At 50.0% G+C, this 25,353-nt stretch carries 24 protein-coding genes; 13 read left to right on the forward strand and 11 right to left on the reverse strand.

Features of this window, described 5'->3' with window-relative positions:
* Nucleotides 1-78: 78 nt before the first annotated feature.
* Both AB9P05_RS10395 and AB9P05_RS10400 read right to left on the reverse strand, forming a co-directional pair.
* Entirely contained in the window at nucleotides 79-1,641 is a 1,563-nt protein-coding gene (locus AB9P05_RS10395; RefSeq protein WP_371908761.1) for an MFS transporter, read from the reverse strand.
* Between the two features lie 53 nt (nucleotides 1,642-1,694).
* On the reverse strand, nucleotides 1,695-2,762 hold the full coding sequence (locus AB9P05_RS10400) for a PA0069 family radical SAM protein (RefSeq protein WP_371908762.1): 1,068 nt from the start codon (nucleotides 2,760-2,762) through the stop codon (nucleotides 1,695-1,697).
* A 70-nt stretch (nucleotides 2,763-2,832) separates the two neighbouring features.
* Between AB9P05_RS10400 and AB9P05_RS10405 the strand changes: the two genes are divergently transcribed.
* The 5 genes from AB9P05_RS10405 to AB9P05_RS10425 all read left to right on the forward strand — a co-directional run bounded on the left by AB9P05_RS10405 (nucleotide 2,833) and on the right by AB9P05_RS10425 (nucleotide 6,068).
* The gene (locus AB9P05_RS10405; RefSeq protein WP_371908763.1) at nucleotides 2,833-3,078 is read left to right on the forward strand and encodes a DUF3253 domain-containing protein; all 246 of its coding nucleotides are present in this window, start codon (nucleotides 2,833-2,835) and stop codon (nucleotides 3,076-3,078) included.
* 70 nt (nucleotides 3,079-3,148) lie between these two features.
* The gene (locus AB9P05_RS10410) at nucleotides 3,149-4,288 is read left to right on the forward strand and encodes a 5-(carboxyamino)imidazole ribonucleotide synthase (protein ID WP_371908764.1); all 1,140 of its coding nucleotides are present in this window, start codon (nucleotides 3,149-3,151) and stop codon (nucleotides 4,286-4,288) included.
* Nucleotides 4,285-4,842 carry a 5-(carboxyamino)imidazole ribonucleotide mutase gene (gene purE, locus AB9P05_RS10415; protein WP_371908765.1) on the forward strand — a complete coding sequence of 186 codons (558 nt, stop codon included), beginning with the start codon at nucleotides 4,285-4,287 and terminating at the stop codon, nucleotides 4,840-4,842. The genes AB9P05_RS10410 and purE overlap by 4 nt, the downstream gene beginning before the upstream one ends.
* Before the next feature lie 78 nt (nucleotides 4,843-4,920).
* Nucleotides 4,921-5,088, forward strand: coding sequence for a hypothetical protein (locus AB9P05_RS10420; protein ID WP_371908766.1), 168 nt, complete (start codon nucleotides 4,921-4,923; stop codon nucleotides 5,086-5,088).
* 461 nt (nucleotides 5,089-5,549) lie between these two features.
* Complete coding sequence (locus AB9P05_RS10425) at nucleotides 5,550-6,068, forward strand: hypothetical protein (protein WP_371908767.1); 519 nt, start codon at nucleotides 5,550-5,552, stop codon at nucleotides 6,066-6,068.
* Between the two features lie 159 nt (nucleotides 6,069-6,227).
* Here the strand turns inward: AB9P05_RS10425 and AB9P05_RS10430 are convergent, their stop codons facing one another.
* A complete protein-coding gene (locus AB9P05_RS10430) occupies nucleotides 6,228-6,605 on the reverse strand; it encodes a hypothetical protein (protein ID WP_371908768.1) in 378 nt (125 codons plus the stop codon).
* 143 nt (nucleotides 6,606-6,748) lie between these two features.
* Entirely contained in the window at nucleotides 6,749-8,557 is a 1,809-nt protein-coding gene (locus AB9P05_RS10435; RefSeq protein WP_371908769.1) for a hypothetical protein, read from the reverse strand.
* Nucleotides 8,558-8,892: 335 nt separating this feature from the next.
* On the opposite strand from AB9P05_RS10435, the gene AB9P05_RS10440 reads away from it, so the two are divergent.
* From AB9P05_RS10440 to AB9P05_RS10465, 6 genes are all read left to right on the forward strand, one after another.
* Complete coding sequence (locus tag AB9P05_RS10440; RefSeq protein WP_371908770.1) at nucleotides 8,893-9,216, forward strand: hypothetical protein; 324 nt, start codon at nucleotides 8,893-8,895, stop codon at nucleotides 9,214-9,216.
* 92 nt (nucleotides 9,217-9,308) lie between these two features.
* Nucleotides 9,309-10,217: an alpha/beta fold hydrolase gene (locus AB9P05_RS10445; protein WP_371908771.1), complete on the forward strand. Its 909-nt coding sequence runs from the start codon at nucleotides 9,309-9,311 to the stop codon at nucleotides 10,215-10,217.
* 169 nt (nucleotides 10,218-10,386) lie between these two features.
* Nucleotides 10,387-10,953 (forward strand): GNAT family N-acetyltransferase, encoded by a 567-nt coding sequence (locus AB9P05_RS10450; protein WP_371908772.1) that lies wholly within the window; start codon nucleotides 10,387-10,389, stop codon nucleotides 10,951-10,953.
* Between the two features lie 29 nt (nucleotides 10,954-10,982).
* Nucleotides 10,983-11,483: an O-acetyl-ADP-ribose deacetylase gene (locus tag AB9P05_RS10455; protein ID WP_371908773.1), complete on the forward strand. Its 501-nt coding sequence runs from the start codon at nucleotides 10,983-10,985 to the stop codon at nucleotides 11,481-11,483.
* Nucleotides 11,446-12,786 carry a geranylgeranyl reductase family protein gene (locus AB9P05_RS10460; protein ID WP_371911346.1) on the forward strand — a complete coding sequence of 447 codons (1,341 nt, stop codon included), beginning with the start codon at nucleotides 11,446-11,448 and terminating at the stop codon, nucleotides 12,784-12,786. The genes AB9P05_RS10455 and AB9P05_RS10460 overlap by 38 nt, the downstream gene beginning before the upstream one ends.
* Nucleotides 12,787-13,680: 894 nt before the next feature.
* Nucleotides 13,681-15,897 carry a DUF5916 domain-containing protein gene (locus AB9P05_RS10465; protein WP_371908774.1) on the forward strand — a complete coding sequence of 739 codons (2,217 nt, stop codon included), beginning with the start codon at nucleotides 13,681-13,683 and terminating at the stop codon, nucleotides 15,895-15,897.
* On the opposite strand, the gene AB9P05_RS10470 is transcribed toward AB9P05_RS10465, so the two are convergent.
* The 3 genes from AB9P05_RS10470 to AB9P05_RS10480 all read right to left on the reverse strand — a co-directional run bounded on the left by AB9P05_RS10470 (nucleotide 15,880) and on the right by AB9P05_RS10480 (nucleotide 18,970).
* Nucleotides 15,880-16,788, reverse strand: coding sequence for a murein L,D-transpeptidase catalytic domain family protein (locus AB9P05_RS10470; RefSeq protein WP_371908775.1), 909 nt, complete (start codon nucleotides 16,786-16,788; stop codon nucleotides 15,880-15,882). The genes AB9P05_RS10465 and AB9P05_RS10470 overlap by 18 nt on opposite strands.
* A 450-nt stretch (nucleotides 16,789-17,238) precedes the next feature.
* Nucleotides 17,239-18,126 (reverse strand): lipoyl synthase, encoded by an 888-nt coding sequence (lipA, locus tag AB9P05_RS10475; protein WP_371908776.1) that lies wholly within the window; start codon nucleotides 18,124-18,126, stop codon nucleotides 17,239-17,241.
* Between the two features lie 115 nt (nucleotides 18,127-18,241).
* Nucleotides 18,242-18,970: a hypothetical protein gene (locus AB9P05_RS10480; RefSeq protein WP_371908777.1), complete on the reverse strand. Its 729-nt coding sequence runs from the start codon at nucleotides 18,968-18,970 to the stop codon at nucleotides 18,242-18,244.
* A 62-nt stretch (nucleotides 18,971-19,032) separates the two neighbouring features.
* On the opposite strand from AB9P05_RS10480, the gene AB9P05_RS10485 reads away from it, so the two are divergent.
* Complete coding sequence (locus AB9P05_RS10485; protein WP_371908778.1) at nucleotides 19,033-19,437, forward strand: OsmC family protein; 405 nt, start codon at nucleotides 19,033-19,035, stop codon at nucleotides 19,435-19,437.
* 3 nt (nucleotides 19,438-19,440) lie between these two features.
* Here the strand turns inward: AB9P05_RS10485 and ytxJ are convergent, their stop codons facing one another.
* The 4 genes from ytxJ to AB9P05_RS10505 all read right to left on the reverse strand — a co-directional run bounded on the left by ytxJ (nucleotide 19,441) and on the right by AB9P05_RS10505 (nucleotide 24,447).
* The gene (gene ytxJ / locus AB9P05_RS10490; RefSeq protein ID WP_371908779.1) at nucleotides 19,441-19,791 is read right to left on the reverse strand and encodes a bacillithiol system redox-active protein YtxJ; all 351 of its coding nucleotides are present in this window, start codon (nucleotides 19,789-19,791) and stop codon (nucleotides 19,441-19,443) included.
* 3 nt (nucleotides 19,792-19,794) lie between these two features.
* Nucleotides 19,795-21,066, reverse strand: a complete 1,272-nt coding sequence (locus AB9P05_RS10495) for a hypothetical protein (protein ID WP_371908780.1) — start codon at nucleotides 21,064-21,066, stop codon at nucleotides 19,795-19,797.
* Nucleotides 21,067-21,185: 119 nt separating this feature from the next.
* Nucleotides 21,186-23,165, reverse strand: coding sequence for a thiamine pyrophosphate-dependent enzyme (locus tag AB9P05_RS10500; RefSeq protein ID WP_371908781.1), 1,980 nt, complete (start codon nucleotides 23,163-23,165; stop codon nucleotides 21,186-21,188).
* A gap of 145 nt (nucleotides 23,166-23,310) precedes the next feature.
* Nucleotides 23,311-24,447, reverse strand: a complete 1,137-nt coding sequence (locus tag AB9P05_RS10505) for a hypothetical protein (protein WP_371908782.1) — start codon at nucleotides 24,445-24,447, stop codon at nucleotides 23,311-23,313.
* Nucleotides 24,448-24,653: 206 nt separating this feature from the next.
* On the opposite strand from AB9P05_RS10505, the gene AB9P05_RS10510 reads away from it, so the two are divergent.
* Nucleotides 24,654-25,349 (forward strand): hypothetical protein, encoded by a 696-nt coding sequence (locus AB9P05_RS10510; protein WP_371908783.1) that lies wholly within the window; start codon nucleotides 24,654-24,656, stop codon nucleotides 25,347-25,349.
* The last annotated feature ends 4 nt before the right edge of the window (nucleotides 25,350-25,353 follow it).

Genomic DNA, 25,353 nt, shown 5'->3' on the forward strand with positions numbered 1-25,353 from the left:
TAAGGTAGTGTAAAGATAAATAATGCATAAAGGAAAGTAAACAAGGCTCAGTTTACCTTACATTTGCACTAAGTATGCTTATGGGCCTGAGCGCGGCTTCTTGCCATTTTGTATGCTTATAAATGCTATGAGGCTGCCAGAGGTAGCCATGCCTGCTGATATAAGCATGATCGTGGAAAACGTACGGGCAAATGCGCTGCTTACCTCCAGGCGGATCTTACTGGCCAGATCCTCATTAATGCCTTCTGGTACCCTGGCTTCTGCCAGTTCAGAAGCCTCCCCCTTCATTGCCATCATCAGGGAGTCGCTCAGAGCAAGAGGCTGTAACCGGGCCATCAGTATATTCTCAAATTGAACCAGCGCCAGTGCCCCCAGTATCGAGATGGCCAGTACCCCAGCCGTGCGACTAACCGCATTATTTACCCCTGAGGCAGCACCGGCTACGGCATCATCAGCTGCTGTCATCACCGTAGTGGTAAGCGGGGCCACCGTCAGTCCCATGCCCGTACCCATAAGTACTACAGGCCCGAAAAAGTGAGTCCAGTAGGCCTCCGGTCCTTTGGTAAGGCCCGCAAAGGACAGCCATACATATCCTGCCCCTGCTACCAGCGGACCCAGGGTCAGGAATATACGAGGCCCCGTGCGGTCCGTATGCCCGCCCGCCCATCGGGAAGTAAAAGCAATGCATAAGGCAAAAGGAAGAATCGCCAGCCCGGCCATCTTTTCAGGATATCCCTGTACCTGGATCAGGTTCAGCGGCAGGAAGAACATCACTACGCTTAAGGCACCGTATACACAAAAGGTGAGTACATTGGCGCCATTAAATGTCCTGCTCTTAAATAAGGAGGGAGGCACCATGGGATGGGGACAGAGTAGCTCCTGCCTGATAAATAAGACTAAGCCAGTTAGGCCTGTAGCCAGAGCCCCGATTATCCAAAGGCTTTCCCATCCACGTTGCGGTGCTTCTATAAATGAATAGGTTAGTCCGCATAACCCCAGAGTTGCCATAAGGCTCCCTTTTATATCCGGGGCTTTTGCATTCGGATCAGATGTTTCCGGTATTTTTTTCCAGAGAATGAAAGCGGCCAGTATGCCCAGGGGTACGTTTATGAAAAAAATCGCCCGCCACAGGCCTGCCCCTGCCAGCCATCCGCCTAGCACCGGGCCCGCTACTGTGGTAAGCGCACTGAACATGGACCAGGTCCCGTATGCCTGCCCTCGCCGCTCCCTTTGAATTACCGCAGAAATGATAGACAGGCTGCCAGGCACCATCAGAGCCGCACCTACCCCCTGTATGCCTCTCGTTATTATCAGGAAAGTAGCATCCGGAGCCAGGCCACACAAAATCGAGGCGATCACAAAGGTAATTATGCCGGCTATCAGGATTTTCTTTCGACCAAGAAGGTCACCCATAGCCCCACCTGCGAGAAGCAGAGAAGATAAAAATAAGGCATAGGCATTCACAATCCATAGCAATTCCTTACCACCCACGTTCAGCTCACGCTGCAGAGAGGGAAGGGCCACATTAAGGGCTGAATAATCGATAAAAGCCATGCTTGAAGCCAGAATAGTGGCTATCAGCACATACTTTTCCTCCTCCCGGCTAACAGGCCTGTGGCCGGAAGTGGGGGAATTGCTCATGATACAGGGTTGAGTAAAGACTTAAGTTCGCCTTTTAATCGCGAATACCAAGATTAGAAGAGAGAAAGTTGGCCGTCAGCCTTTCCCGGCCGGATGAACGCGCCGGTGTTGTAGTCCGGCATGTGTCGTTCTTTCATATAGCGCGCCTTTGCGTGGCGAAACATGCTGGCCGTTAGCTCGGCGAAATGCCCCTCCCCATGCATCCTGCGGCGCCATTGGCTATCGTTCACATTACCCCCGTGCATGGCACATATCTGGTTCCAGACTTTCTGCGCCCGGTCAGGAAAGTTCTTTTCAAGCCAGTCTTTGAAGATAGGACCTACGCTGCCATTCAGCCGTACAATTGTATAGCCAGCCGTAAGAGCCCCCGCCTTAGCAGCCTCCTCCAGTATGGCCGGTATTTCGGCATTGTTTAGCCCCGGAATGATCGGGGCAGCCATAACGCCACAAGGCACCCCTGCCTCAGTGAGTTTACGCAGGACTTCCAGCCGTTTGCCCGCCCTTGCCGTTCGGGGTTCCATTTTCTGCCGGATGGCCTCATCCAGCGTAGTGATACTGATGTAAACGTGTACCAGATTTTGGGCTGCCAGCTCCTTTAGCAAGTCCAGGTCCCGTAGTATCAGGGCATTTTTTGTGATCATGCCTACCGGGTGGCGATGCTTCAGCAGCACTTCCAGGCAGCCCCGTGTAAGCCGCATCTCACGTTCCAGTGGTTGATAGCAGTCCGTGTTGCCCGAGAGAGATACAGGAGAGGGCTTCCATCTTGGGTTTTGTAAAAACTTTTCCAGGAGCTCAGGCGCATTTTTTTTAGCCACAAGCTTACTTTCAAAGTCCAGGCCCGCACTAAATCCCCAGTATTGATGGCTGTTGCGTGCATAACAGTAAATACACCCATGCTCACATCCCTGGTAGGGATTTATCGAGTACATCATAGATAGATCCGGGCTGGTAACTTTATTCACCACCTTCTTGGCATTTTCAAGGAATACCTCCCTCTTGGGAGCTTGCTGCAGAGGTTCGTCAAGGCATTCCTCGTGCTCCGTTACATAGGCATGCCGGCTAAACGGGTTAGCCGGGTTGAACTGGGCACCTCTGCCTTTTACATAATCCCCTGTCTCCATAAGCAACAAATTTAGCAAAAGCTAAAATAAATAGCAATAACTTAATGAGACTCAACGGGTTTTTGTGCATATGAATACCGAAAAGATCCGTGCTGCCATCCGCACCATGGCAGTGGCCAGAGGGGATGACAGTACTTTTTGTCCCAGTGAAGTAGCCCGCGCCCTGTCCCCTCAGGATTGGCGGGAACTCATGCCGGCGGTTCGGCAGGAAGCATTCATACTCGAAGCAGAGGGGAAGCTGCAGGTCTGGCAAAAAGGAAAGCAGGTAGATCCGGCTCAGGCCTCCGGCCCCATCAGGCTCAGAAAGGCTCCCTGAATGCGTTTCTTTATCTCACGTAATTACGTAGTTTTACCAGCCGGACACTTAACCCGTTTTTTTAGTATTTATGGCTGGTTTTTATCAGGACTTCACAGTAGGCATATTAGGGGGTGGTCAGCTTGGCCGCATGCTCATACAGGCCGCTACCGACTGGAATGTAGATATTCACATCCTCGACCCTGCAGAGAATGCCCCCTGCGCTCACCTTGCTAAGGAATTTACCCAGGGAGCCCTTACAGATTTTGATACCGTATATGAATTCGGTAAAAAATGTGATCTCATCACAATTGAGATAGAGAATGTTAATACCCAGGCCCTGCAAAAGCTGAGTGACGAAGGCGTAAAGGTATTTCCTCAGCCCAAAGTCATTTCCCTTATACAGGATAAAAGGCTGCAGAAGCAGTTTTACCTAGAAAAAGGTATCCCTACTGCTCCCTTTGTACTTGTAGAAAATGCTGATGATGTGCGAAAGCACAGTTACCGCCTTCCAACTGTAAATAAGCTGGGCCGCGCCGGATACGATGGCCGCGGCGTTCAGGTACTTCGCACTGAGGAAGATCTGGCCAAAGGGTTCGATGATCCCGGCATCCTGGAAGACCTCATTGATTTTGATAAGGAAATATCGGTGATCGTCGCGCGAAACGAACACCGCGAAGTAAGCACATTTCCGGCAGTAGAGATGGCCTTTCATCCTACCGCCAACCTGGTCGAGTTCCTTTTCTCCCCTGCCCAAATTGAAGATACCATAGCCAATCAGGCCTCTGAAATAGCCAAAAAAGTAATTACGGAGCTGGATATGGTCGGCCTCCTTGCCGTAGAGATGTTCGTGACCAAAGACGGCCAGGTGCTGGTAAACGAAGTCGCCCCACGTCCTCACAACAGCGGCCACCAGACCATCGAAGCTAATATCACCAGCCAGTACCATCAGCATCTGCGCTCCATACTCGGCTTGCCCCTCGGTCATACCGCCAGCCGCGTACCTTCCGCTATGGTAAATCTGCTTGGGGAAGACGGCCACACCGGTATGGCACGCGTAGAGGGACTGGAAGAAGCCCTGGCCATACCTGGCGTATACGTACACCTTTATGGTAAAAAGACCACCAAGCCTTTTCGGAAAATGGGCCACGTGACCGTGGTAGATACAGATGAGGCAAACCTTCGCAAAACCGCACGTAAAGTAAAAGATCTAATACGCATAATCGCATGAGTAAGCCATCCAAAGACCAACAGCCCAAAGTAGGCATCATCATGGGCAGCCAGTCCGATATGCCCGTCATGACCGAGGCCGCCAAAGTGCTCGAAGAGCTCGGCGTTAGCTTTGAAGTATCTATCGTATCAGCTCACCGTACCCCCCACCGCATGCTTGAGTATGCAGAGCAGGCACGGGGACGCGGTCTGCAGGCTATTGTCGCAGGAGCCGGAGGGGCCGCCCACCTGCCAGGCATGGTGGCTTCCCTCACCACCCTGCCCGTAATAGGCGTTCCGGTCAAAAGCCGTAACTCCATCGACGGCTGGGATTCCGTGCTGTCAATCCTACAGATGCCCGCCGGAGTACCCGTAGCTACCGTCGCACTGAACGGAGCCAAGAACGCCGGTATACTCGCCGCCCAGATAGTAGGGGCTACAGATAAGACCGTAGCTGATAACCTGCAGAACTTTAAAGATAAGATGCGCGATAAGGTACTTGAAAGTGCCGGCCAGATTGAGGAAAATGGCTACAAAGGCCGCAAGATCGGGTTTATAGGAAGCGGTAATGTATAGCGCTTGTATTTATTGCCGTAGCTAATTATGTTAGTAACATATTGTATGGCTCCTTCGTTTATTTAATAAAATATGCGTATGTCTGATAAGAAGAAAAGTATCGAGCGCAGTACGGCGGGTGGCAGATTGTATAAGACGACAGAGGACTTTTTCAGTCAGAGAAAGATACAGGAAACCATTCGTGAATTAATGGAATCCGATATCTATAAAGATATTATCAGAGATCAGCAGGCGGCTGCCCATTAAGCCTGTTTTTACTCTATTTTTCTTTAAAGTAAAATCCGCTCATATTCAACCGGCTCATTGTATTACAACTTATTGATTCTTCCCTTAGTTGGCCATAGCCGTCAAGCTAAGCACCAATTCCCCTCCTGTGGTAATAGGAGAGGTCCGACTTTCGGGGTGGTCCGGCATTCCGGTGGTACATGCAGTAAGTGGCAAGAGAGTAATCACTTCAGTGTACTCCTCTCTTAATTTGTGGGCTAGGCTCCCCGAGTGTGGAAAATTGCTAATGTGCTATTTTCAAGCCATTTACACCCTTAACTTGACGGCTATGCTTAGTTGGCGGATATTATATACTCGTCCGTTATAAATACCTGCGTTTTTTGCATCAGAGACTAGACCGGCAAAAGCTGTTATTCAATAGTGTCCTGCTCGGACTATTGTGCCTTATAATAGCTTTTGTTTTGCGCTATGCTACAAAGCATATGGCTCCTGAGCTAATAAATAACGTATACGGATTACTCCCTGTAAAAGAAAAGTTTATCGGTACAGCTACTGCTTCTTTAGTAATAGCCGTGGTCTTTTCTGAAATAGCCAACCTCCTTTTGTCTGAAAAAGATGCCATAAAAAAAGCCATCAAATTCAATGGAAATGAGCTGGAGCTTATGCTGGAAACCTCTTTTTCGGATGAAGAACTACTTCAGTTTACATTGGACAATGGTAAGTTTTATATCGGATGGGTAAAAGAGCTGCCTGTTCCTAATGTGTCCAACTATACCCGTATTATCCCTGCCTTTAGCGGCTACAGAAACGAGAAAACCAAACGCCTTATTTTCACCACACAGTACCTTTCAGTTTATTCAGAGTATTTGATGGAAGGCAGGATCATGAATATTAGTGATATACGATCCGACCTTGTCATAGACATCAGTAACCTTGTTTCAGTAGGGTTTTTCGATATGGAAATGTATAAGCGCTTTAATAAGGCCCCTCGTAAGGATTAGCATAGGAGCCTTACTATTGCCGCTTTGGGATGTACCTGCAGTATCAGCTCCAGCTTTCTGCTTGTATTCATAATCATTGCCTTGTCTAAATCATTAAGCAGGAAAGGCTGCCTTGTGCGTAACAAGGCAGCCTTTAGTCACCTATTATAAATGTCTATATTACGGGCAAGCAAAGTAAGCGCGGATATAGTAATTGTAGGATAGGGAGTAACTAACGTTATTAGAGTCTTTAAAGGTGACTCTAATAACGGCATCTCTACCCTCCATGTCTTCTCTTGGGATGTAGAAGTCGGTACGCGTTTTATTAGGACTATGAGGGTAGCTACTATAACCATAATCAGAAATGGACCAGCTAACATAACTTAGCCCTGTGGCTTCCTGTTGCTGTGCACCATCATATATGTAAAACCTATCTACACAGGCGTCACCGATATGCTTAATTGAGTATCTGTATTGTAGGATTCCCTGGCTGTATGCTTCGGAGGTAAAGCAAATGCCTGAGATAATAAAAAGAAAAGCAAATAAAGTCTTTTTCATCTTTACAGTGGTTTGTTTTTTAATAAGTTTTTCTTTTTATAAAATGTGAAAACCCATTCATTAATACAATTTAAATGTGAAAAAAATTGCTAGGATGAGTTATTAGGATGTATTAATACTCTGATATATAAAATAATGTAAGCTTAAGCCACTTCAATCCCTATATCTTCCATTAATTTACTCGCATTAAAGCTGCGGCACAGACCCGGTGTCAGCGTATAGTCAAAAATCAGTTTGCCATTTTCTATCCGGCTGTTAAAACTCACATTTTTCAGGTTAGGCATACTCTCCTCCAGGTGCCCCAGAGTCAGGTCATGTGTGCTCACCATCCCAAAGCCCTGCATACGGCTAAGCTGACGGATAAGGCCTTCGCTCCCCTTATGCCTGTCTTCGGAATTTGTGCCTTTAAGTATCTCATCCAGCAGGAACAGCACCGGCCTGTCCGTCTCCTTCAGCAAGTCCAGCAACTGGCGTAGCCGCTTCAGTTCTGCATAAAAGCCCGATACGCTCTCCTCCAGGTTATCCTGGGTACGCATGCTGGTAAATACCTGTATCTCCCCAGTGTGCAAACTTGAGGCACATACCGGCGCTCCTGCGAGGGCCAGCACCACATTAAGCCCCACCGTACGCAGGAAGGTGCTCTTACCACTCATGTTACTACCTGTCACCAGCAGCACTGAGCCCTGTCCGCTAAAGCTGAAATCATTGTTCACCCGCGCCTCTGCAGCAATCAGCGGGTGTCCCAGTTGCCTGCCCTCCGTTACATACTCCCGGTCAGCCACCTCCGGCCATGTTAGCTCCGGCTGGGCAAAGGACGCCCCTCCCAGAGAAGAGAGAAAGTCAAAAGTGCCTATGGCCTCCAGCCACCCGCCTATATAGGAACGGTGCTGCCTTTTCCACCCTCTGAATCCCTGCAACAAATGGATGTCCACCAGAAACACCGCATTTAATAGCTGATAGAAGAAGTTTCGTCTGCTCTCCATGTAGCTGAACAGGCGTTTTAACTTATGTATCGCAGGACCAGCCCCATCCCCTGCCTGCAGCTTTGCGACAGCTACCCGGAGGCGTTCGCTACTATACTCCGCCTGCAATGTATGATGGATCAGTTTTTCATAGCCCTCCATCGCCTTTAGGCTTGCCACCGTGTATTCCTCTGTGTCCTGTACCTGCTTCAGGCCCCTTTTGATAAGCCCTCCGGATAGCACAAGGAATAGTAGGGGTACAAAAGCAGGTAAGATACCTGTGAAAAAACCGATGATAGCCGAAAGCGTCAGTAAGGGCAGTACATAACTCACTACCCGTATCCATCCCGGCAGTGGCTCATCCTCTTCCTGCATCCACTGCAGAAAGGGTGCCGTATCCTGCACCTCCCGCCTGTAAGGCCAGCCAAAGGCCCCGAATTCAAGCCTCCATTCAGGCATCTCTGCCAGTTCGCGGGCAGCCTCCTGTCTCAGGGCCACCTCTTTCCGGCCTGATGGGGTAAGCAGCGCCCCGGCCAGGCCGTCGCGCCCCATTTTGGTCACCGTGCGGTTTAGCCATTGAAATAGTGATTTTCGTCCGAATACATCCAGGTCATAAGCATACGCATGCCCCTGATCCAGATACTCCATGCCCTCGTCCAACCCCTCAAATCGTAGGTCCAGGCGCTGTAGCTCCTGTCCGCATATCTCCGCTTTGGCGCGGGCATGATCCCGGCGGAAGCGCACTTTGTGGTGCCAGTTGATCAGCGCCCCGAAGGCAAAGAAATAAGCCACCAGGGTCCCCAATAAGAGCAGTACCTGCCCCGTATCCACCAGGTAGATGAACCCTACCATCATTACCAAAAAAAATAGTGCCCGGGCAATACTTAGTTGATTGTATTGCCGGTTTAGCTTGTCCGCTACTTCGTTATAAGCCTTCTGGTTCCCGGTGAAGTAGGTTATACTGTCCTTATTTATTTCGCTCTGTGTCATTATGTCGCAGCTTATTCAGTGATCGCCAGCCTTCTAAGCCAGGCAAGCCGGATGATTTACACCGGCTGCCAAATTACGCTTTTATTAAATACCCCTCTTCATCTGTTAACAAACATAGGAATAGGAGCGCACACTACCGGAAACCTGCATAATCTTCGGTTCAGGCCCTTCAAGCCCCCCAAACCCGGCCGCGTTATTATCGGTACATATATCTGAAGCCCGGGCTTTCCGGTAGAAGCGTGATACCATTCACGGAATGGTTTTTTAAGTACGACGGTGTTGTCCCACCTTCTGCCTTCATCCGGGATGTTGTTTAACCAGTAAAAGTAAAACCCATGAGACAGATTATTTCTATCACCCTTTCCCTCTTCATGCTATTAGCCATCACCCCCCTAATGGCAGGTACCAGCGAAGTTACCGTTCAGGTAAATGTATCCGACTACTATAGTGGTGAACCGGTAAACGAGCAGTTGTATATCACAGCCGAAAATCTTGATACCGGCGAAGTTATTACCGATACCCGGGACCGGACATTGGAACTGCAACCTGGCAACTACCGGATTTCGGCCGAGGGAGTTTACGCCCGTAGTGCCACCGCCTTTACCGGCTATATCGGCAGCGACCAAACCCTTAACATCACTACCTATTACCAGCAGTAGATTTCTCGAATCTTATCTCAAAAAGGCACCTAAGCGTGCCTTTTTTTATGCCCTGTCTCTGATATCCTCTGCAGTCCGCTATCTTTAAGGCCATGGATGCACAAGACACGGCCTCCCCTCAACTGGAAGATCACTACCTAACACTGGGAACAGACACCCTATATATGCGCCGTTTCAAAGGCAGCCCGGCAGGCCCCGTCCTTTTCATGTTACATGGCAGTATTGAAAACGGCCGGATATTTTATAGCAAAAGCGGTAAAGGCCTTGCCCCCTGGCTGGCAAAGCGCGGCTTTGATGTGTTTGTGTGTGATCTTCGTGGCAAAGGGAACAGCACCCCACCCACACGCAGAGGATCGCCCTACGGGCTTATGGATGCCATAAAGCAAGAGGTACCTGCCCTGCTGGATTACATAAATACCCAGCGTCCGCTGTCGCCTGTGCATTGGGTAGCCCATAGCTGGGGTGGCGTGATGCTACTATCCCTTATGGCACGGTTTTCTGATATTAAGCCTGCTTCGGCTGTGTTTTTTGGTACCAAAAGACAGATTAAGATCTTTAGTTGGAAGAAATTCTTTCATGTAGACATTCTGTATACTATAGGAGCCGCCCTGGTCAAGCGTTGGTACGGGTACCTGCCTGCCAGGAAGATGAAATTCGGTAGCGATAATGAAAGCAGTAAACTGCACCGGGAGACCCGTCGCTGGGTGCAGGGCCCCTGGGTCGATTTTGACGACGGCTTTGACTATACTGCCGCCATACGTAAGGTGTCACTACCCCCCATCATGCACATAGCCGCCATAAATGACGAATACCTCGGCCACCCACACGATGTGCGGCGACTGGTGGAAGAGGTAGGCCCACACCCCCACGAGTTTATGCTGCTGTCCCGTGACAATGGCAACCGGCACGATTACGACCACATCAATATGCTCACCCACCCGGATGCGGCCCATGATCACTTTCCGGAAGTTGAAGAGTGGCTCAGGAGGCATTCAGGCTGATCCTTACTACCAGTCATCACCTCCTGCAGCCCCGTATAGAAATTATTTTACCCCATGTCATTCTGTGCGTAAATATTTATTGTGCAGCAGGTTACTATCTGCTATGGCTATTATAAAACGTAACTGGCTACCAAAAGACTGATATGTAGGGCTTGAAAAGTACGAGACAATGTTTTCCCCGGAACTACCACTAAATCACACGTCGGGCCTCTCCGGCTCTCACGTGTCGCTACCGAACCACAAACATGAAAAACCGGGTAGCATACGGCTCTATCGCATGACCGATAGGGTGGCTGTAGAAAAGATCATTCGCGAGGCAGAAGATGAGCTGCCTATCCAGCATGCAAGCAAACTGAATATAGGGCGTACCGTGCGCTACTGGCTGGAAGACGGCTACGCCAGGGCCGGTTTTTATTTATTTGACCTCTGCAATGAGGTGGTCGGGCTGGTCGGCTTTACTCCGCTGGAGATAGGCTTCGGTGAGGTATGCCAGTTACAGCCCCTGTTTCTCAGGGCAAACCTTCGCGGCAAAGGCTACGGACAGCAACTGCTGGATCATACCATCAATGGCGCAAGAGAGTCAGGGTATCGCCGGTGTTACCTCGAGCTTAGTGCACACCTTGAAGATGCCGTCCGCCTGGTGGAAAACTATGGATTTTACAAAATGCCCGCTTCACCTCGCCAGGGCTACCCCCATGACCCCTCTATACGGCATTACATGAAGTATATATTTTAGTTTATGCTGATAATGTCGCAAATTACGGCATGGGCAAGATCAGTATACTCAAGGGAGACATCACCAAAGTAAAAACCGATGCCATCGTCAACGCAGCAAACACTTCCCTGCTTGGCGGGGGTGGAGTAGATGGGGCCATTCATCGTGCCGGAGGCCCCGCTATACTGCAAGAATGTCGGATGATCAATGGCTGTAAAACCGGTGAGGCAGTCGTTACCACTGCAGGTAACCTCCCCGCTGACATGGTTATACATACGGTGGGCCCGGTATGGAACGGAGGTACCAAGGACGAACCTGATTTGCTGCGGGCAGCGTATTTTAACAGCCTGGAACGTGCCCGTGAGAAAAAGGCCCGGACTGTAGCATTCCCTAATATCAGTACCGGCATATATGGCTACCCCAAAGAGCAGGCAGCAGAAATAGCCGTAAGTACCGTAAAAGAATACCTCAGCCAGCATGAACTGCCGGAACAGGTCGTATTTGTCTGCTTTGATGAGGAAAACGAGTCCATTTATCGCCAGCTCATCTGATTTTTTTTCTGACCCTGTTTCATTTATAGCCCCCTTCCTGATGGAGGATATTACTTACGACGTACTAATCAGTGGTGCCGGCCCTGCGGGTACATCCTGTGCGCTCAGTCTGAAGAATAGCGGCCTGCAGGTAGGCCTCATTGATAAAGCTACTTTTCCCCGGGATAAGATATGTGGTGATGCCCTTAGCCCTGATGTTATTAATCAGCTAAGATTACTTTCAGAACGAGAGGAGGGGCTCACACTTCCCTTTAGCCAGGCTACCCGCAAAACCGGTATGCACGGCATAACCTTTGTCTCGCCAGCAGGACACCGTCTGGAGGTTCCCGTCAAGGTGCCTCATAAAGCAGGGGATGTGCTTAGCGCACCCGGCTACGTCATGGCCCGGCAACATTTTGACAACTTTCTCCTGCGCCAGGTAAAAGAGCAGACTGAAATAGAGGTAAAAGAGGGTACTGAGGCCCTTGAAGCCGGGCAAACTGCGGATGGTTTTGCAATTACGACCAACAGAGGAGTGATACACACCCGCTTTCTTGTACTGGCAGATGGCGCACAGTCCCGCCTGGCCCGCTCAGTGGCAGGCATGAAAGTAGAGCATGACCATTATTGTGCAGGGATCAGGCAGTATTGGGAGGGAGTTACTTTTCCTGCTACCCGGCCCTTTATTGAGCTTCACTTTCTTCATGATGTATTGCCGGGCTACTTCTGGATTTTTCCTATGCCTAATGGCCGCGCTAATGTAGGTTTGGGCATGCTGAGTGCTGCCGTTAGAAAGAACAAGGTCAACCTGCGTCAACTGCTCGATCATATTATCAAAGAACATCCCGGGGTGGCACATCGCTTTTCCCGGGCACGGGCTTTAGAGACACCCAAAGGCTGGGGCTTGCCGGTGGGTAGTAAAAAACGCCCACTGAGCGGCTACAGGTATGTCGTATGTGGGGATGCCGCATCCCTTATTGACCCCTTCACCGGAGAGGGCATCGGTAATGCCATTCGTAGCGGAAGGGTAGCCGCAGATACTATCCGGCAAACTTTCGATACTCAGCAATTCGGCGCCGCTGCTCTTAAGAGTTACGATAAGGAAATTTATCGCCGTATGGGCAAAGAACTGGCGCTGAGCCGGCGAATGCAGCAGATGCTCCGTTTTCCTTTTCTCTTTGACCTGGTCGTCAAAAAGGCAGCCCGCAATCCTGCCCTCCGCTCTCTCATTACGGCTATGTTGACCGACATGGACATTAAAAAAGAACTGATAAAGCCATCTTTTTATGGCAAATTGCTGCTGGGTGCTCCATTCAGAAAGTAAGCCAATTAGCGTAAAGTATAAAGACATTCGTCAGTACCGCAAACGTTTGCAAAAGATTTAAATTCCCGCTCATATTTTTTCTAACTGAAAATTTTGTTCTATATTACGGATGCTTTAAGAGTGTTACTAAATAATTATGCTTTCAACATACGCTATGTCCAACCATTTAATCCTTCGTCCGAAGGATGTGAATTTATGAGTCTGAACATGAAATAGTACGATGTCATTCTCCTTTTTAAGGCTGAAGGGACATGCTGTGTTGTAGCGGCTATCGTGAATTCTAAAGCATATGAAATCTGTTTAAGAAAACGTAACTGAAGTAAGCCATACCGGAGTAAAAGACATCCGTGGGGGAGCTTACCCAACCAATTCAGGTTGCTCTACAGGTTACCATTTTCGCTGAGTGCTATGCACTGTAATTCCGGCCAGGTTCAATAAGTTGATAACGGCTTTTGGACAAGCTTCAGGTAAATCCAGTGATAATGGGAACTAAATAGGATATGACTACAGTATGTATTATTACTGAGTACAAAATATTAGGGGAGGTGCTGCTATGAGGGCTGCACCGGCAGTGTAACGCAAGTGCATGAGGTACTTTAAGTCTGCTTTAACCCCGTAGCGTTCAAATCCAAATCTATCTTACAGGGGACGTGCCGAAATCACGTCCCCTTCTTTTTTTCATCTTATTATAATCCATCTTTATTTCCTGAAGCCAATCAAAGCCGGCAGAATATTCTACTGGTGGGGCATTTGCCTTTTAACCCGCGCCCAAGCCACTAATAACATCATGTAGGGATACGCGGCTTTCTTAGTTGTTATTAATTCTTAATTAGGTCAAATTTGTATTCGGCCAGCAGCATCTTTCCCAAAAATTTTTAACGACGTACCCCAAGCATGAGGCGACTGCTATCGGCCACCATTTCATTTTTTATCTTTCTTTCGCATCTCGTAGTAGCCCAGGATAGTCCTCCACTGGAGCGATACGAAAAAGGCCCCATTTCCATATACCCTACCGGCGGTGAAATTATTGTCGATGGTGAGCTGAATGAGACCACCTGGCAGGAGTCGGATGCAGCATCAGGCTTTGTCCAGAACTTCCCCACAGACTCCCTGCCTGCCATGAATGATACGGAGGTGATGGTAGCCTACGATGATAAATTCATCTATGTAGCGGCCACCTGCCATACCCTTCCCGCCCAGGAGCTACAGGCCCGTACGCTGTACCGGGATTTTTCGGTGAGAGAAAACGATGCTTTTGCCATACTTCTCAATCCCTACAATGATAAGCTTAATGGGTACAGCTTTGAAGTAACTGCCTTTAACAGCCGCGGTGAGCGTCTCATCAATAAAGGGGGAAATGACAGTGACCCTAGTTGGGATAATAAGTGGTATAGCGCCACAAAGATCAATGACAATAGCTGGACACTGGAGGTAGCCATTCCCTTTAAAACCCTGAGATTTAAAGAAGGGGAGATAAACTGGCGCATAAACTTCATCCGGAGCGATGTAGCTAATAATGAGCGCTCAGTATGGAACTGGGTGCCCATTAATCAGCGCCTGGAAAACCTGGATTACACCAAACCTCTCATCTTTAAAACGGCTCCGGAGGCCTCAGGCCTGCGTGCCTCTCTCATACCCAGTCTTACGGTAACCAGTAACAGAGACTTTGAGGAAGGAGATAAAAATGACTGGACGGTAAACCCCAGCCTGGATTTTAAAGTAGGGATAGGCCCGAGTGTGAATGTGGATGGTACCATCAACCCAGACTTCAGTCAGATAGAGGTAGACCGGCAACAACTGAACCTCGGCAGGTTTGAGCTAATGTTTCCTGAAAGAAGGCAGTTCTTTATCGAAAACAGTGACCTGTTCGCAGGCTTTGGCTACTGGAGGTCACAGCCCTTCTTCAGCCGTCGGATAGGCCTGGCAAAAAATGAGCAAGGCTTTTATGAGACAGTGCCTATCACAGCCGGCCTCAGGGCTACCGGCAAGCTGACGGACCGTGCCAGGGTGGGCGTTATGTCAGTACAGACCCAGAAGGCGCGGGTGCTGAATGAAGAGGGCGATAGCCTGGTACGCGTAAATGGCCGAAACTACACCGTGGCCAGCTACCAGCAGCAGATATTTAACCGGTCCACCATCTCCGGCCTGTTCATTAACACCCAGGAGATGGAACGCGGGTTTTCACCCGTCGACTCTGCCTACATGAGGCTTGGCGGGGCAGACCTCAACCTGATCTCTGATGATAACAAGTGGCAAGGGCAGGCCTTCTACTTTCTGATGGCTAAGGAAGATGTCCGTGCCGATAATTTTGGCGTTTCGGCCAGTTATAATTCCCGCAACTTCCGGATGGGCGGCAGATATACCTACATCGATGAGGAGTTTGACCCCGAGACGGGCTTCGTACCACGTAAAGGGATACAGCATATTACTACGGGTCCTGAGCTGCGCTTTTTCCCTAATACGCCAAACCTGAACCAGTGGGGTATTTCCACTGACTTCGACCTGTTCATGGATATGCAGGGTGAAATATTAGACTTCAGCAGCTTTGTGGCTTTATTCACCAACTTTGCCAATACGTCCAATGCCCGAATAGCCACCACCACTAACTATACCAGGCTGCTGGATAACTTCGACCCCAGTTTTACAGAAGGGGAGGAGCTGGAAGCAGGTACAGAGTATACATACTCTAGGGTCATGTTGCGGTATAATAGCGACCGCAGGCAGAGATTCCTATATGGCGGACAGGCGGCTTATGGCTCATATTTCAATGGTACCCGGGCTCAACTGGACGGCTACGCCGGGTTGCAGTGGCAGCCCAGGCTCACCACCATTGTTGATTTTAATGTGAATCGTATTGACCTGCCTGAACCATACGGAGACAATACTATTTTTCTGCTGTCTCCTTCGCTCAGGTACAGTATTAACACCACCATGTTTCTTACCTACATCACGCAGTTTAATTCTTTGGCGGATAACGTAGGTACTAACATACGCTTCCAGTGGCGGTTCAGGCCGGTAAGTGACCTTTTTCTGGTGTACTCAGATAATTATACTGATGACCTCAGGGTGATGAATCGCGGCTTTAGTTTCAAATTAATTTATTGGATTTAAGAGAGGCGTAGCCACTTCTTCCACGATCTCCCCACCCCGCATTAGCTGATCCAGGTCCAGATACCGGCTGGCATTGAGGTAAGTACTGTCATTATAGTAAGCAAACAGGGTGGTGCCGTTCTTGATCGAGTCTATCACGGTGCGGCTTATGCCCTCCGGCAGAGCCGGGCAGCCAAGGCTACGGCCCAGGCGGCCATACTTGCTGATCCAGTCCTCGCTTACATACTTGGCTTCATGCATCACTACGGCCCTTTCCCTTACCTTATCATTAATGCCTGCTTCCTGGCCATCCAGCCGCATGCTGTAGCCTTTGCTGCCCGTGTAGGTCTCTGCCGTTACAAAAAAGCCCAGGCTGGACTGGTTGCTGCCGCTCAGGTTAGAGAACGATGAGGCAAAGTTGCCGCCCGAGTTGCGTCCATGGGCCACATACGTATTAAAGAGGATCTTCATGCTGTCGAGGTCCAGCGTGTAAAAGCGCTTATCGCAACTGGACTGGGTAAAGTCTATAAGGGTGAGGATATCCCGGTCACCCAGAGCCCCTTCCATCCGCAGATTATAGTGCCCAATCATACCCATACGGAACACATCATACGGGAGGTTCGCAGAGTCAAGATTAAGGCGGCGGTATATCGATTGGAGGGAGTCCTCAAAGGTAGCGGCATTCAGGCGCAGCTCAATACTTTTTTTGATGGGGAAGTCCTTCAGGCTGTCCATCACATACGAAGTAGAGTCGGCGGCTGGGATGTCCTTATGCAGCGCTGTTTCGTATTCCTCTTCCAGTCGCTCCGCTTCGGCTTCCAGTAAGTTCTTGTCAGAGGATTGTTCCTTTTGATCATTGCATGCAGCAAAAGCTCCCGCAAGCACAAAAAATAGGGGAAGTAGTGTCTTCATGAAGCAGTTTAAAAAAGTCTGCGTCCAATTTAAAAAAATAAAAGCACAGCAAAAGGGAGTAGGGTTAGAAAAAGCCGGTTAAAGGCCGGCTTCTCGGTATATGTTAACTGCTGGTTAGCAGACAAATACCTCGGTACATTCGCCGTACGGGCTCCCTTTTGTGAAGCAGGCATAGATTGTACAATAGGGGTCTGTAGGGCAATTGCCTGTGCAAAAGATTTCATCCTGACTTTCACCTCCTATTACATTACGCGTCTGGCCATTCAGGTCCAGGGAAGATGTCGTAAAGCTGCTGATGCTAACAGCCTTCAGGGATAACTTAGTCTTTCTAATAGTAAAGTGTGTTTGGTTTGTCTATATAAGGTAGAAAAAAGATACGTTTAAATGAAAGAGGCCATCCGCGGGAGCAGATGGCCTCTTATCTATTGGCTATCGTATTATACCTGTCAGTTACACATGCACGTGCTTCTCGGCATGGTAAGAAGAGCGTACCAGCGGGCCACTCTCCACATATTTTATTCCGCGGCGCTCACCCTCTTCTTTAAAGAAGGCAAACTTATCCGGGTGTACAAACTCAGCCACCTCTATGTGCATTTTGGTAGGCTGGAGGTACTGCCCCAGCGTCAGGATGTCACATCCGTTAGCTGCCAGGTCATCCATGGCCTTAAATACCTCATCGTCCGTCTCGCCTAAGCCAAGCATGATACCGGTTTTGGTGCGCATGCCGGCCTCTTTAGTCAGGCGCGTTTGCTCCAGGCTTCGTGCATATTTAGCTTGTGGCCTTACCCGGCGGTACAGGCGTTCCACCGTCTCCATATTATGAGACACCACCTCCTGGCCGCCTTCTATCATACGATACAGGGCGTCCCAGTTACCTTTTACATCGGGTATGAGGGTTTCTATAGTCGTTTCCGGACTCAGGCGCTTGGTCTCTACTACCGTCTGGTACCATATTTCAGCACCACGGTCCTTCAGTTCGTCACGGTTAACAGAAGTAAGTACGGCGTGCTTCACTTCCATCAGTTTGATGGCTTCGGCCACACGGCGGGGTTCATCCTCGTCGTACTCAGGCGGGCGCCCGGTAGCCACGGCACAGAATGAACAGCTACGTGTACATACGTTACCCAGTATCATGAAAGTAGCGGTGCCACGTCCCCAGCATTCGCCCATGTTAGGGCAGTTGCCACTTTCACAAATGGTATGAAGTTTATGTTTGTCCACAAGCTTGCGCACGCGGGCATATTCTTTTCCTACCGGAAGCTTCACCCTGAGCCAGTCAGGCTTGTTGCGCTTTCGCTTGGTGGTGGCCTCTTCCGGTATGACAGGCAATTCAATCATTCGGATCTCCTTTACTTTTCAGAAGAACAAAAATAGTCAATAATGGATTCAAACAAACCCCGGAATGTGAAGAGGGCTGTTCAGCTTAGGTTTACGCAGGGAAGGCGGCAGGGTTTTACTTACGCGTGCCGAATACCAGATTAATGAAGGCACTGGGAAAAAACTGTCTGTTATCCACATTAGGCATCAGGATCACCTCTTCGGGCCATGCCTCCAGCATAAGGCCAAGCTCAAAGCCGCTTACCGAGGTGCGGAAGGTGCCAAACTCGAAGCTCATGTAGGTCTTGATATTACCCCCTATTTTAAACTGTGCCTCGTCAAGGCCCTGCAGCAGACCCCCGGTGCCCAGTATGGCATTAGGGTTGATATTAGAGGTGTAGGGCACATTGATGGAGTTAAGCGATCCGTCCAGCGAAACCTCTACGTAATAGGGATAGTAAAGACCGAAGGTAGGCCCTGCGGCCACACCCAGGTTAATCTGTACACCCTGCTGGGGGGCTTTGCGAAAGAGCAGCCACTCGCGGCCATACTGCAACCTGAAGGAGTATAGGTAGTGCGACTTTCCCAGGATAAAGGTCTCCCCTGTAATGGAGTTATACCTTAGCTCTTTAGGGTGTTTCTGGTGAATGATCTCCGCACCGTATGTCTGGTACACACCGGGTTTTTCTTCCAGAGAATAGCGAAACACGAGGCCGCCGATAAGGCCGCCGTTCGTGTACTTATTTACTCCCCAAATAAATTGAGATTTATACCCTTCGTTCTCCTCCTGGGCCCATACCATCATCGGGATGAGGGAAAATATAAGAGAAACAAAGAGAAATTTTCGCATTTTCGTGGCACTCATTCTTAGAGAAATAATAGAAAATTAGCCATTTTTCAATTAACGAAAAAATTATCGTTTCACATATGACAACAATCTCATCAAAATACCTTGGTACACTGCGAACAGAAAGTACGCATGACCAGTCAGGTACTACCCTGGTAACGGACGCGCCAAAAGATAACCGCGGCAAGGGAGAGTCTTTCTCACCCACCGACCTGGCAGCTACCGCCCTTGGCACCTGCATTGTGACTACTATGGCTATCCGGGCTAATGACCTCGGGGTCGCCGTAGAAAATATGACCTTTAAAACTGAAAAGATCATGGCGGCTAATCCACGCCGTATAGAAACCATCCGTGTGCATATAGAGTGGGAGACCCCGCAGGGCACGGAAGAGCAGCGCGAAAAGCTGAAAGCTGCCGGCCTTAGCTGTCCCGTAGGCCTGAGCCTGCACCCTAATCTGAAGCAGGACGTAACGTTTAACTTCTGATAATCACCCTGGCAGGCTATCAAATTTGCCCTTAAGGTCGGGGTAAGATATGCCGGTGTGGCTTGTGTGATATACACATTCGCCATTACTGATAAGCAGCACCTGGGGTGACTCATGAGCAATGCCAAATGCCTGGGCCACCTCGTTGCTTACCTCACGGTAACGTACCAGGTCCAGGTAGTAGGGCATGAGCCCGTCCATTTCGCTATCATTCCATTTTCTCTCCAGCCTGTTCAGGGCCATGCTGCTGATAGAGCAGCGGGTACTATGCTTGAATACCAAAACGGGACGGTCCTTGCTGTCCTCTTTTATCTCTTCTATCTGCGCCGTGTCGGTAAGGTTGTGCCAGTTCATATATCAGTAATTCCAGATCTCGCTTTCGCCCCTGTCATAGCGGGGCTTACGTTCTTTTTCAGTAACGGCATCAGGCTGCTCTGATTTTTTCCAGAGGCCTGTCCACCATAAACGAAACTTACGAAAACGCTCGCGGTTTTGTTGCCCGGTGATATTTTTAGCATAACGGTGTGACGCACTGGGGTGCATGTCCTTGTATTTACGGCGCTTGATCTTGAAATCGCCTGTGTAGGTGGACATTTTGCCGGACAGTTTTTTGTAGTAGCGGTCCTTTTGTTTTTCAGACCTGGCCCTTACCGTGCCGGTATAGTTGGCCATGTCCTTCTGGTTCTTCAGGTCAGGCTTATAGTCCTTACGGTTGAGGTTGCCCCGGTACACCGTGCCGGGCGTGTAATCGTGGGCCGGCTGCTTCCATAGCTTCATATCGCCCTCATATTCCGTGCCTTTCGCCTGGCGGTTCTTTTTTCGCCTGAGGTCACCCTGGTATACGGTGCCGGGTGTGTAGTCATGAGCAGGTTGTTTCCATAGCTTCAGGTCCCCCTCATACTCAGACCCGCCATGGCCCTTCGGTGGCTTTAATGCCCGCTGGCTTATGTCGCCGCTAAAGCGCGTACCCCTGGCAGGACCTTTCTTTTTCTCGTATTTGAGATACGTGGTCTTTTTCTGCTGCTGGTACATGTCATTCTTAGGTAGGGAGAGCACGTCGATGTCACCCGCGTGCTTAGTGCCGGGGCTTGGCTGGTTTTTACGCCGGCGATTGGTATTACCCTGGTAGTTTGTACCCTGGGTGGGATATTGCCTTCCCGGCCCGGCTTTGCCATCAAATACAGGGCCTTTGGCCGGTTCTACCGGTTTGTCATTGGTTTGCTGGCGACGCCACTTGCGGCCACCCCGGTAGCCGCTCCCATTGCCCTGCGGAGTTTGGCTGCGGGGCATTTCTCCGCCAAAGTCCGGGCGGTCACTTTTTTTAGGGAGTTTGCCCCCTTTTTCACGGCGCTTTTTACCCAGGCCTTTAAACAGGCTGCCGCTCCCGGGCTCTTTCGGGTTTACTTCTTTGCGCTCATTATGGTGGTCACGCTTGCGGGGAGGGCGCTTACGGCCTTTGAATTTTGTATTCTTAGGGTAAGACTGGGCCTCCTTCGTTTCCAGTACCTTTTTCTTGTGGGTAGGCTTTACCTGTGCATATACACTAGTGGTACCTGCAAAACTTACAAGCACCACTATCAGTGCCGTAAGCGCAGCCTTTCCTATCGCCTTTTGCCAGTCCAAACCCATTTTATACACCTGTCTGATTCAATTGCGCAATTTCTCTTCACTTAGTCCAATAACGCTTAGGAAAAGTGAAAATTTTAGTGCGCCTACATCTTTCGAATAGGATAACTAACCATTGGATTTTAAAATTCCAAAAGGTCTATCAGTTTCTTTTTCAGGCGATTGACAGGTAGAAAGTTTTGCTCTAATTCACTGGCAAATGGTACAGGTGTATCTAAAGAAGCCTCTCGCATAACGGGAGCGTCCAGGCTGGTAAAGCAGTGCTCCGCGATCCAGGCGGCTATCTCGCCCCCGATGCCCCCGGTAAGGCAGTCTTCGTGCAGTATGATCACCTTGCCGGTCTTCTCTACAGCGGCGCATACCGCGTCCTTGTCCCAGGGTAGCAGGGTACGCAGGTCAAGTATTTCAGCAGTGGCATCGTCTATCTCTTCCATCACCTTTTGCGCCCAGTGCACGCCCATGCCGTAGGTGATGATAGTGAGGTCTTCACCCTCCGTTACCGTGCGGGCTTTGCCTAGCTCTACGGTGTAGTAGTCGTCGGGGATATCTTCGGTAAGGCTGCGGTACAGGGCCTTGTGCTCGAAGAACATGACAGGGTTAGGGTCTTCAATGGCAGCAGCCAGCAGGCCTTTGGCATCCTGCGGCGTGCTGGGGAATACAACTTTCAGCCCGGGCGTGTGTACAAACCAGGCCTCGTTGCTCTGGCTGTGGAAGGGCCCGGCGGCCACACCTGCCCCGGTCGGCATGCGGACCACCACATCCGCCGCCTGGCCCCAGCGGTAGTGTATCTTGGCCAGGTTATTCACAATCTGGTTAAAGCCGCAGGTGACAAAGTCGGCAAACTGCATCTCCACCACACTCTTGCCGCCGTGTATGGCCATGCCCAGGGCCGTGCCCACGATGGCGCTTTCACAGAGAGGAGTATTGCGTACCCTCTCGCGGCCAAAAGCCTCTACAAAGCCCTCGGTAATCTTGAACACACCCCCATATTCCGCTACGTCCTGTCCCATGATCACCAGTTCAGGATATTTTTCCATGCTCTGGCGCAGTCCGTCAGACACCGCATCTACCAGGCGCTTCGGACTTTTCCCTTTTCCTGCAGGTGATACCACCTTCTGCTCATGCGGCACGTAGATGTCAGCCATTTCAGCCTCGGTACTGGCCTCGGGGCGCGGCATGCTGTAGGCTGTTTCCAGGCCGGCCTCGATGGCTTCTTTATGCCTGGCGCGTATGGCATCTATTTTCTTTTGGTCCAGCACCTTTTCCTTCAGCAGGTACTTTTCGAAGTTCTCCACCGGGTCTTTTTTAGCCCACTGGTCAAAGAGCTCCTGCGGCACATACTTGGTGCCACTCGCTTCCTCGTGTCCGCGCATGCGAAAGGTCATGGCTTCTACCAGCACCGGGCGGGGCTTGCGGCGTATGCTTTGGGCCAGGAACTTAATGGTGTCGTATACCTCCAGGATGTTGTTGCCGTCTACCTGCACGGCTTCCATGCCATAACCCGGGCCCTTATCTATGAAGTGCTTAAAGCGGAACTGTTCGCTGGAGGGAGTACTGAGGCCGTAGCCATTATTTTCGATCACAAAGATGACCGGCAGGTCCCACACCGCAGCCACATTAAGCGCTTCGTGGAAGTCGCCCTCGCTGGTGCCGCCATCCCCACTGAATACCACCGTCGCCCGCTTTTCGCCCTTGAGCATGCCGCGCAGGGCGATGCCGTCCGCCAGGGCCAGTTGCGGGCCAAGGTGGCTGATCATGCCAACGATATGGTGTTCGGGTGCACCAAAGTGAAAGGAGCGGTCGCGGCCTTTGGTATAGCCGTGCAGCTTACCCTGAAACTGTGCAAAGAGCTTGTCCAGCGGCATACTGCGGGAGGTGAATACGCCCAGGTTGCGGTGCATCGGCAGGATGTACTCATCCTCTTTGATCGCCTTGGTAGCCCCTACGCTGATAGCTTCCTGCCCTATGCCGCTAAACCACTTGCTGATGCGGTTTTGCCGTAGCAGAATGAGCATTTTCTCTTCTATCATGCGGGGAAGCAGCAGGGCTTCGTACAGGTCAGTCAGGGTTTTGTCGCTATACTTCTTCCGGTCGAACTTCATATTTCGGGTTACATTGGCAATCAAGCCGGAAAGTTAGAAGAATGCGGCAAAGGGCGTAAAGGGTTAGGAGGATTTTTTTGAAACGGACAAATTGGGCATAAAAAAAGAGGCTGCCTTTTGAGACAGCCCCTTTCTATTATGCGTATCAGTACTGGGCGTACTTCCAGGGTGACCACGAGCCATCAGATAGCTTTTCACGGTACTGGCTGCCCTTAATTTCCTTTACAGGGCTGCCCTCTGCATCCAGGTGGCGCATCAGTACCTCAGACCTATAAGCACAGGCCCCCTCACCATGTGCCTCCTCTTTCGGTGTATAAGTATAAGTGCGGTCTATCATAGTCCTTGCGCTGCCGTCACGGTTAGTGCCGGTCTCAAGGCTATAAGTAAGCCAGCCACGCTCATCTACCGTAAAAGTGTTTACGGTAATCCCCCCGCCCGGCAGGTTTTCGTAAGTCACCTCCACCTTGCCATCTTCCTGGGTTTCTACCGTTTTTCTGCCATTCACCGCATCCCCCGAGTAGGAGGTGACCAGCATACCATCCGGCTTTTCTTCAAACAGGGCACCTCTTTCGCTCCGTACCACATCATCGTCTTTGGTCTTATTCTTCGGCGCGTAGCTGGTAACGGTTACTTTGATTTTACCATCTGCGGTGTAGCTGATCTCTTTTTTGTACTCCGTATAGCTTACTTTAGGCGTCACATCATTGTAGGCTTTGCCTGTGCCGATCTCTTTTATCCGGGATACCTGCACAGGGCGACCTTCCCCATCGTAGCTGATGGTCGCCCGGTCGCGCACCCACTCTTTTTTATTCTTCTTTGCCCAGCCTCCTTTATTCAGGCCGGTGATCCTTCCGCCGGCATCATAGCTTACCTTATAGGATTGCGTGAACTGCCTTACTTCAGATACCCGGTCGCCACTCCACATAAGCCAAATAGCGTAAGGTTCGCAATCGCTTTTCACCTGTTTGCCCGAAGTGATGTTATTCCCCTTGTATTCTATCACCAGGTCATACAGCATGTTGCTCGTAAAGCCATCGCCATAGCCATGGCCGTTGTAGGACAGCAACTCTACCTGCCGGCCGGTTGGGGCTCCTGTCTCATCCTGCACCTCGCCTCTTTTTACAAACAGAGAGGGGTCTCCCGCATTATTTACCAGCAACATAGCGTGCATAGCCTCTACGGCATTAGTCACTTTTTCTGCCGCAGGCTGCGTATAGCCCAGGTGGCCGGTCATTACCAGGGCCAGGCCTATGGAGAAGGCCTTAAATAGGGTGGTTTTCATGTATAGATCTGTTTTCTTTTAATAAGCTTTTACTAAAATGCTGTATCAGCGGGGTGAAGCAGTAAATGTATAGCTTGGTTCGACCTCTTTCGTTCACTTTTTAGCCGGGGAATGGGGGAGGTAAGAAGCTGTTGTATTTTGCACCGTGGCGGCGGTGCTTTATGGAGAAATTGGGAGATATTTGTAGCTGATCTGAATAGAATGCAATGAAATTTAACCTTGATCAGAAGGCTTTCGCCGCCCATCGTAAGGGCATTATTTTACGTAGGCTCATTATAATTAGTATCACGCTGGTCGTATTGATCTATCTTTCCGGTGGGATAGATGATTCAATCCTCTTGCTCGTATCCGTATTAGTAGCCTTCACCAGCTATTCACTATATTCTACTATCAGAAAGCAAAAAGTTACCTGGCAATCTTTTGAGCTTAGTGTAGAGGAAGAAACCATTACCCGGACCCAAATGGGCCATCCGGATATTCGCCTGGCTAAAAATGAGGTGCTGGGAGCCGTCGAAACCAGCCAGGGCGGATTTGTGATCAAGACCGCGAATGAATTTATTGCCATACCCGGCCCTGTAACCGAACAGGATCGTTTGAGAGAGGTGCTTAGTGATATTACAGAAGTGCAGAAGCAGGAAAAGCCTTACCGGCCCTATGCCATGTACGGCTATTTAGCATTGATAGTAGTGGCCATGATCGTCTTCTTCATGGCCGAAAGTATTTATATCATTCTGCCCTTGGGGCTTGTCTTCACCGGAGGCCTTATTTATAGTTTTGTTGCCATGCAGCGATCCAGGCACTTTAGTAAGTCGTTAAAAAGAAGTGCTCTCTTTGTGGTGCTTCCTTTGTTTTTCATCATTGCAAAGGTGTGGGTCACGCTGCAACTGTACATGGCTTCCTAAAACC

It is taken from the genome of Roseivirga sp. BDSF3-8 (genome assembly GCF_041449215.1).
In the GTDB taxonomy this organism is placed as follows: domain Bacteria; phylum Bacteroidota; class Bacteroidia; order Cytophagales; family Cyclobacteriaceae; genus JBGNFV01.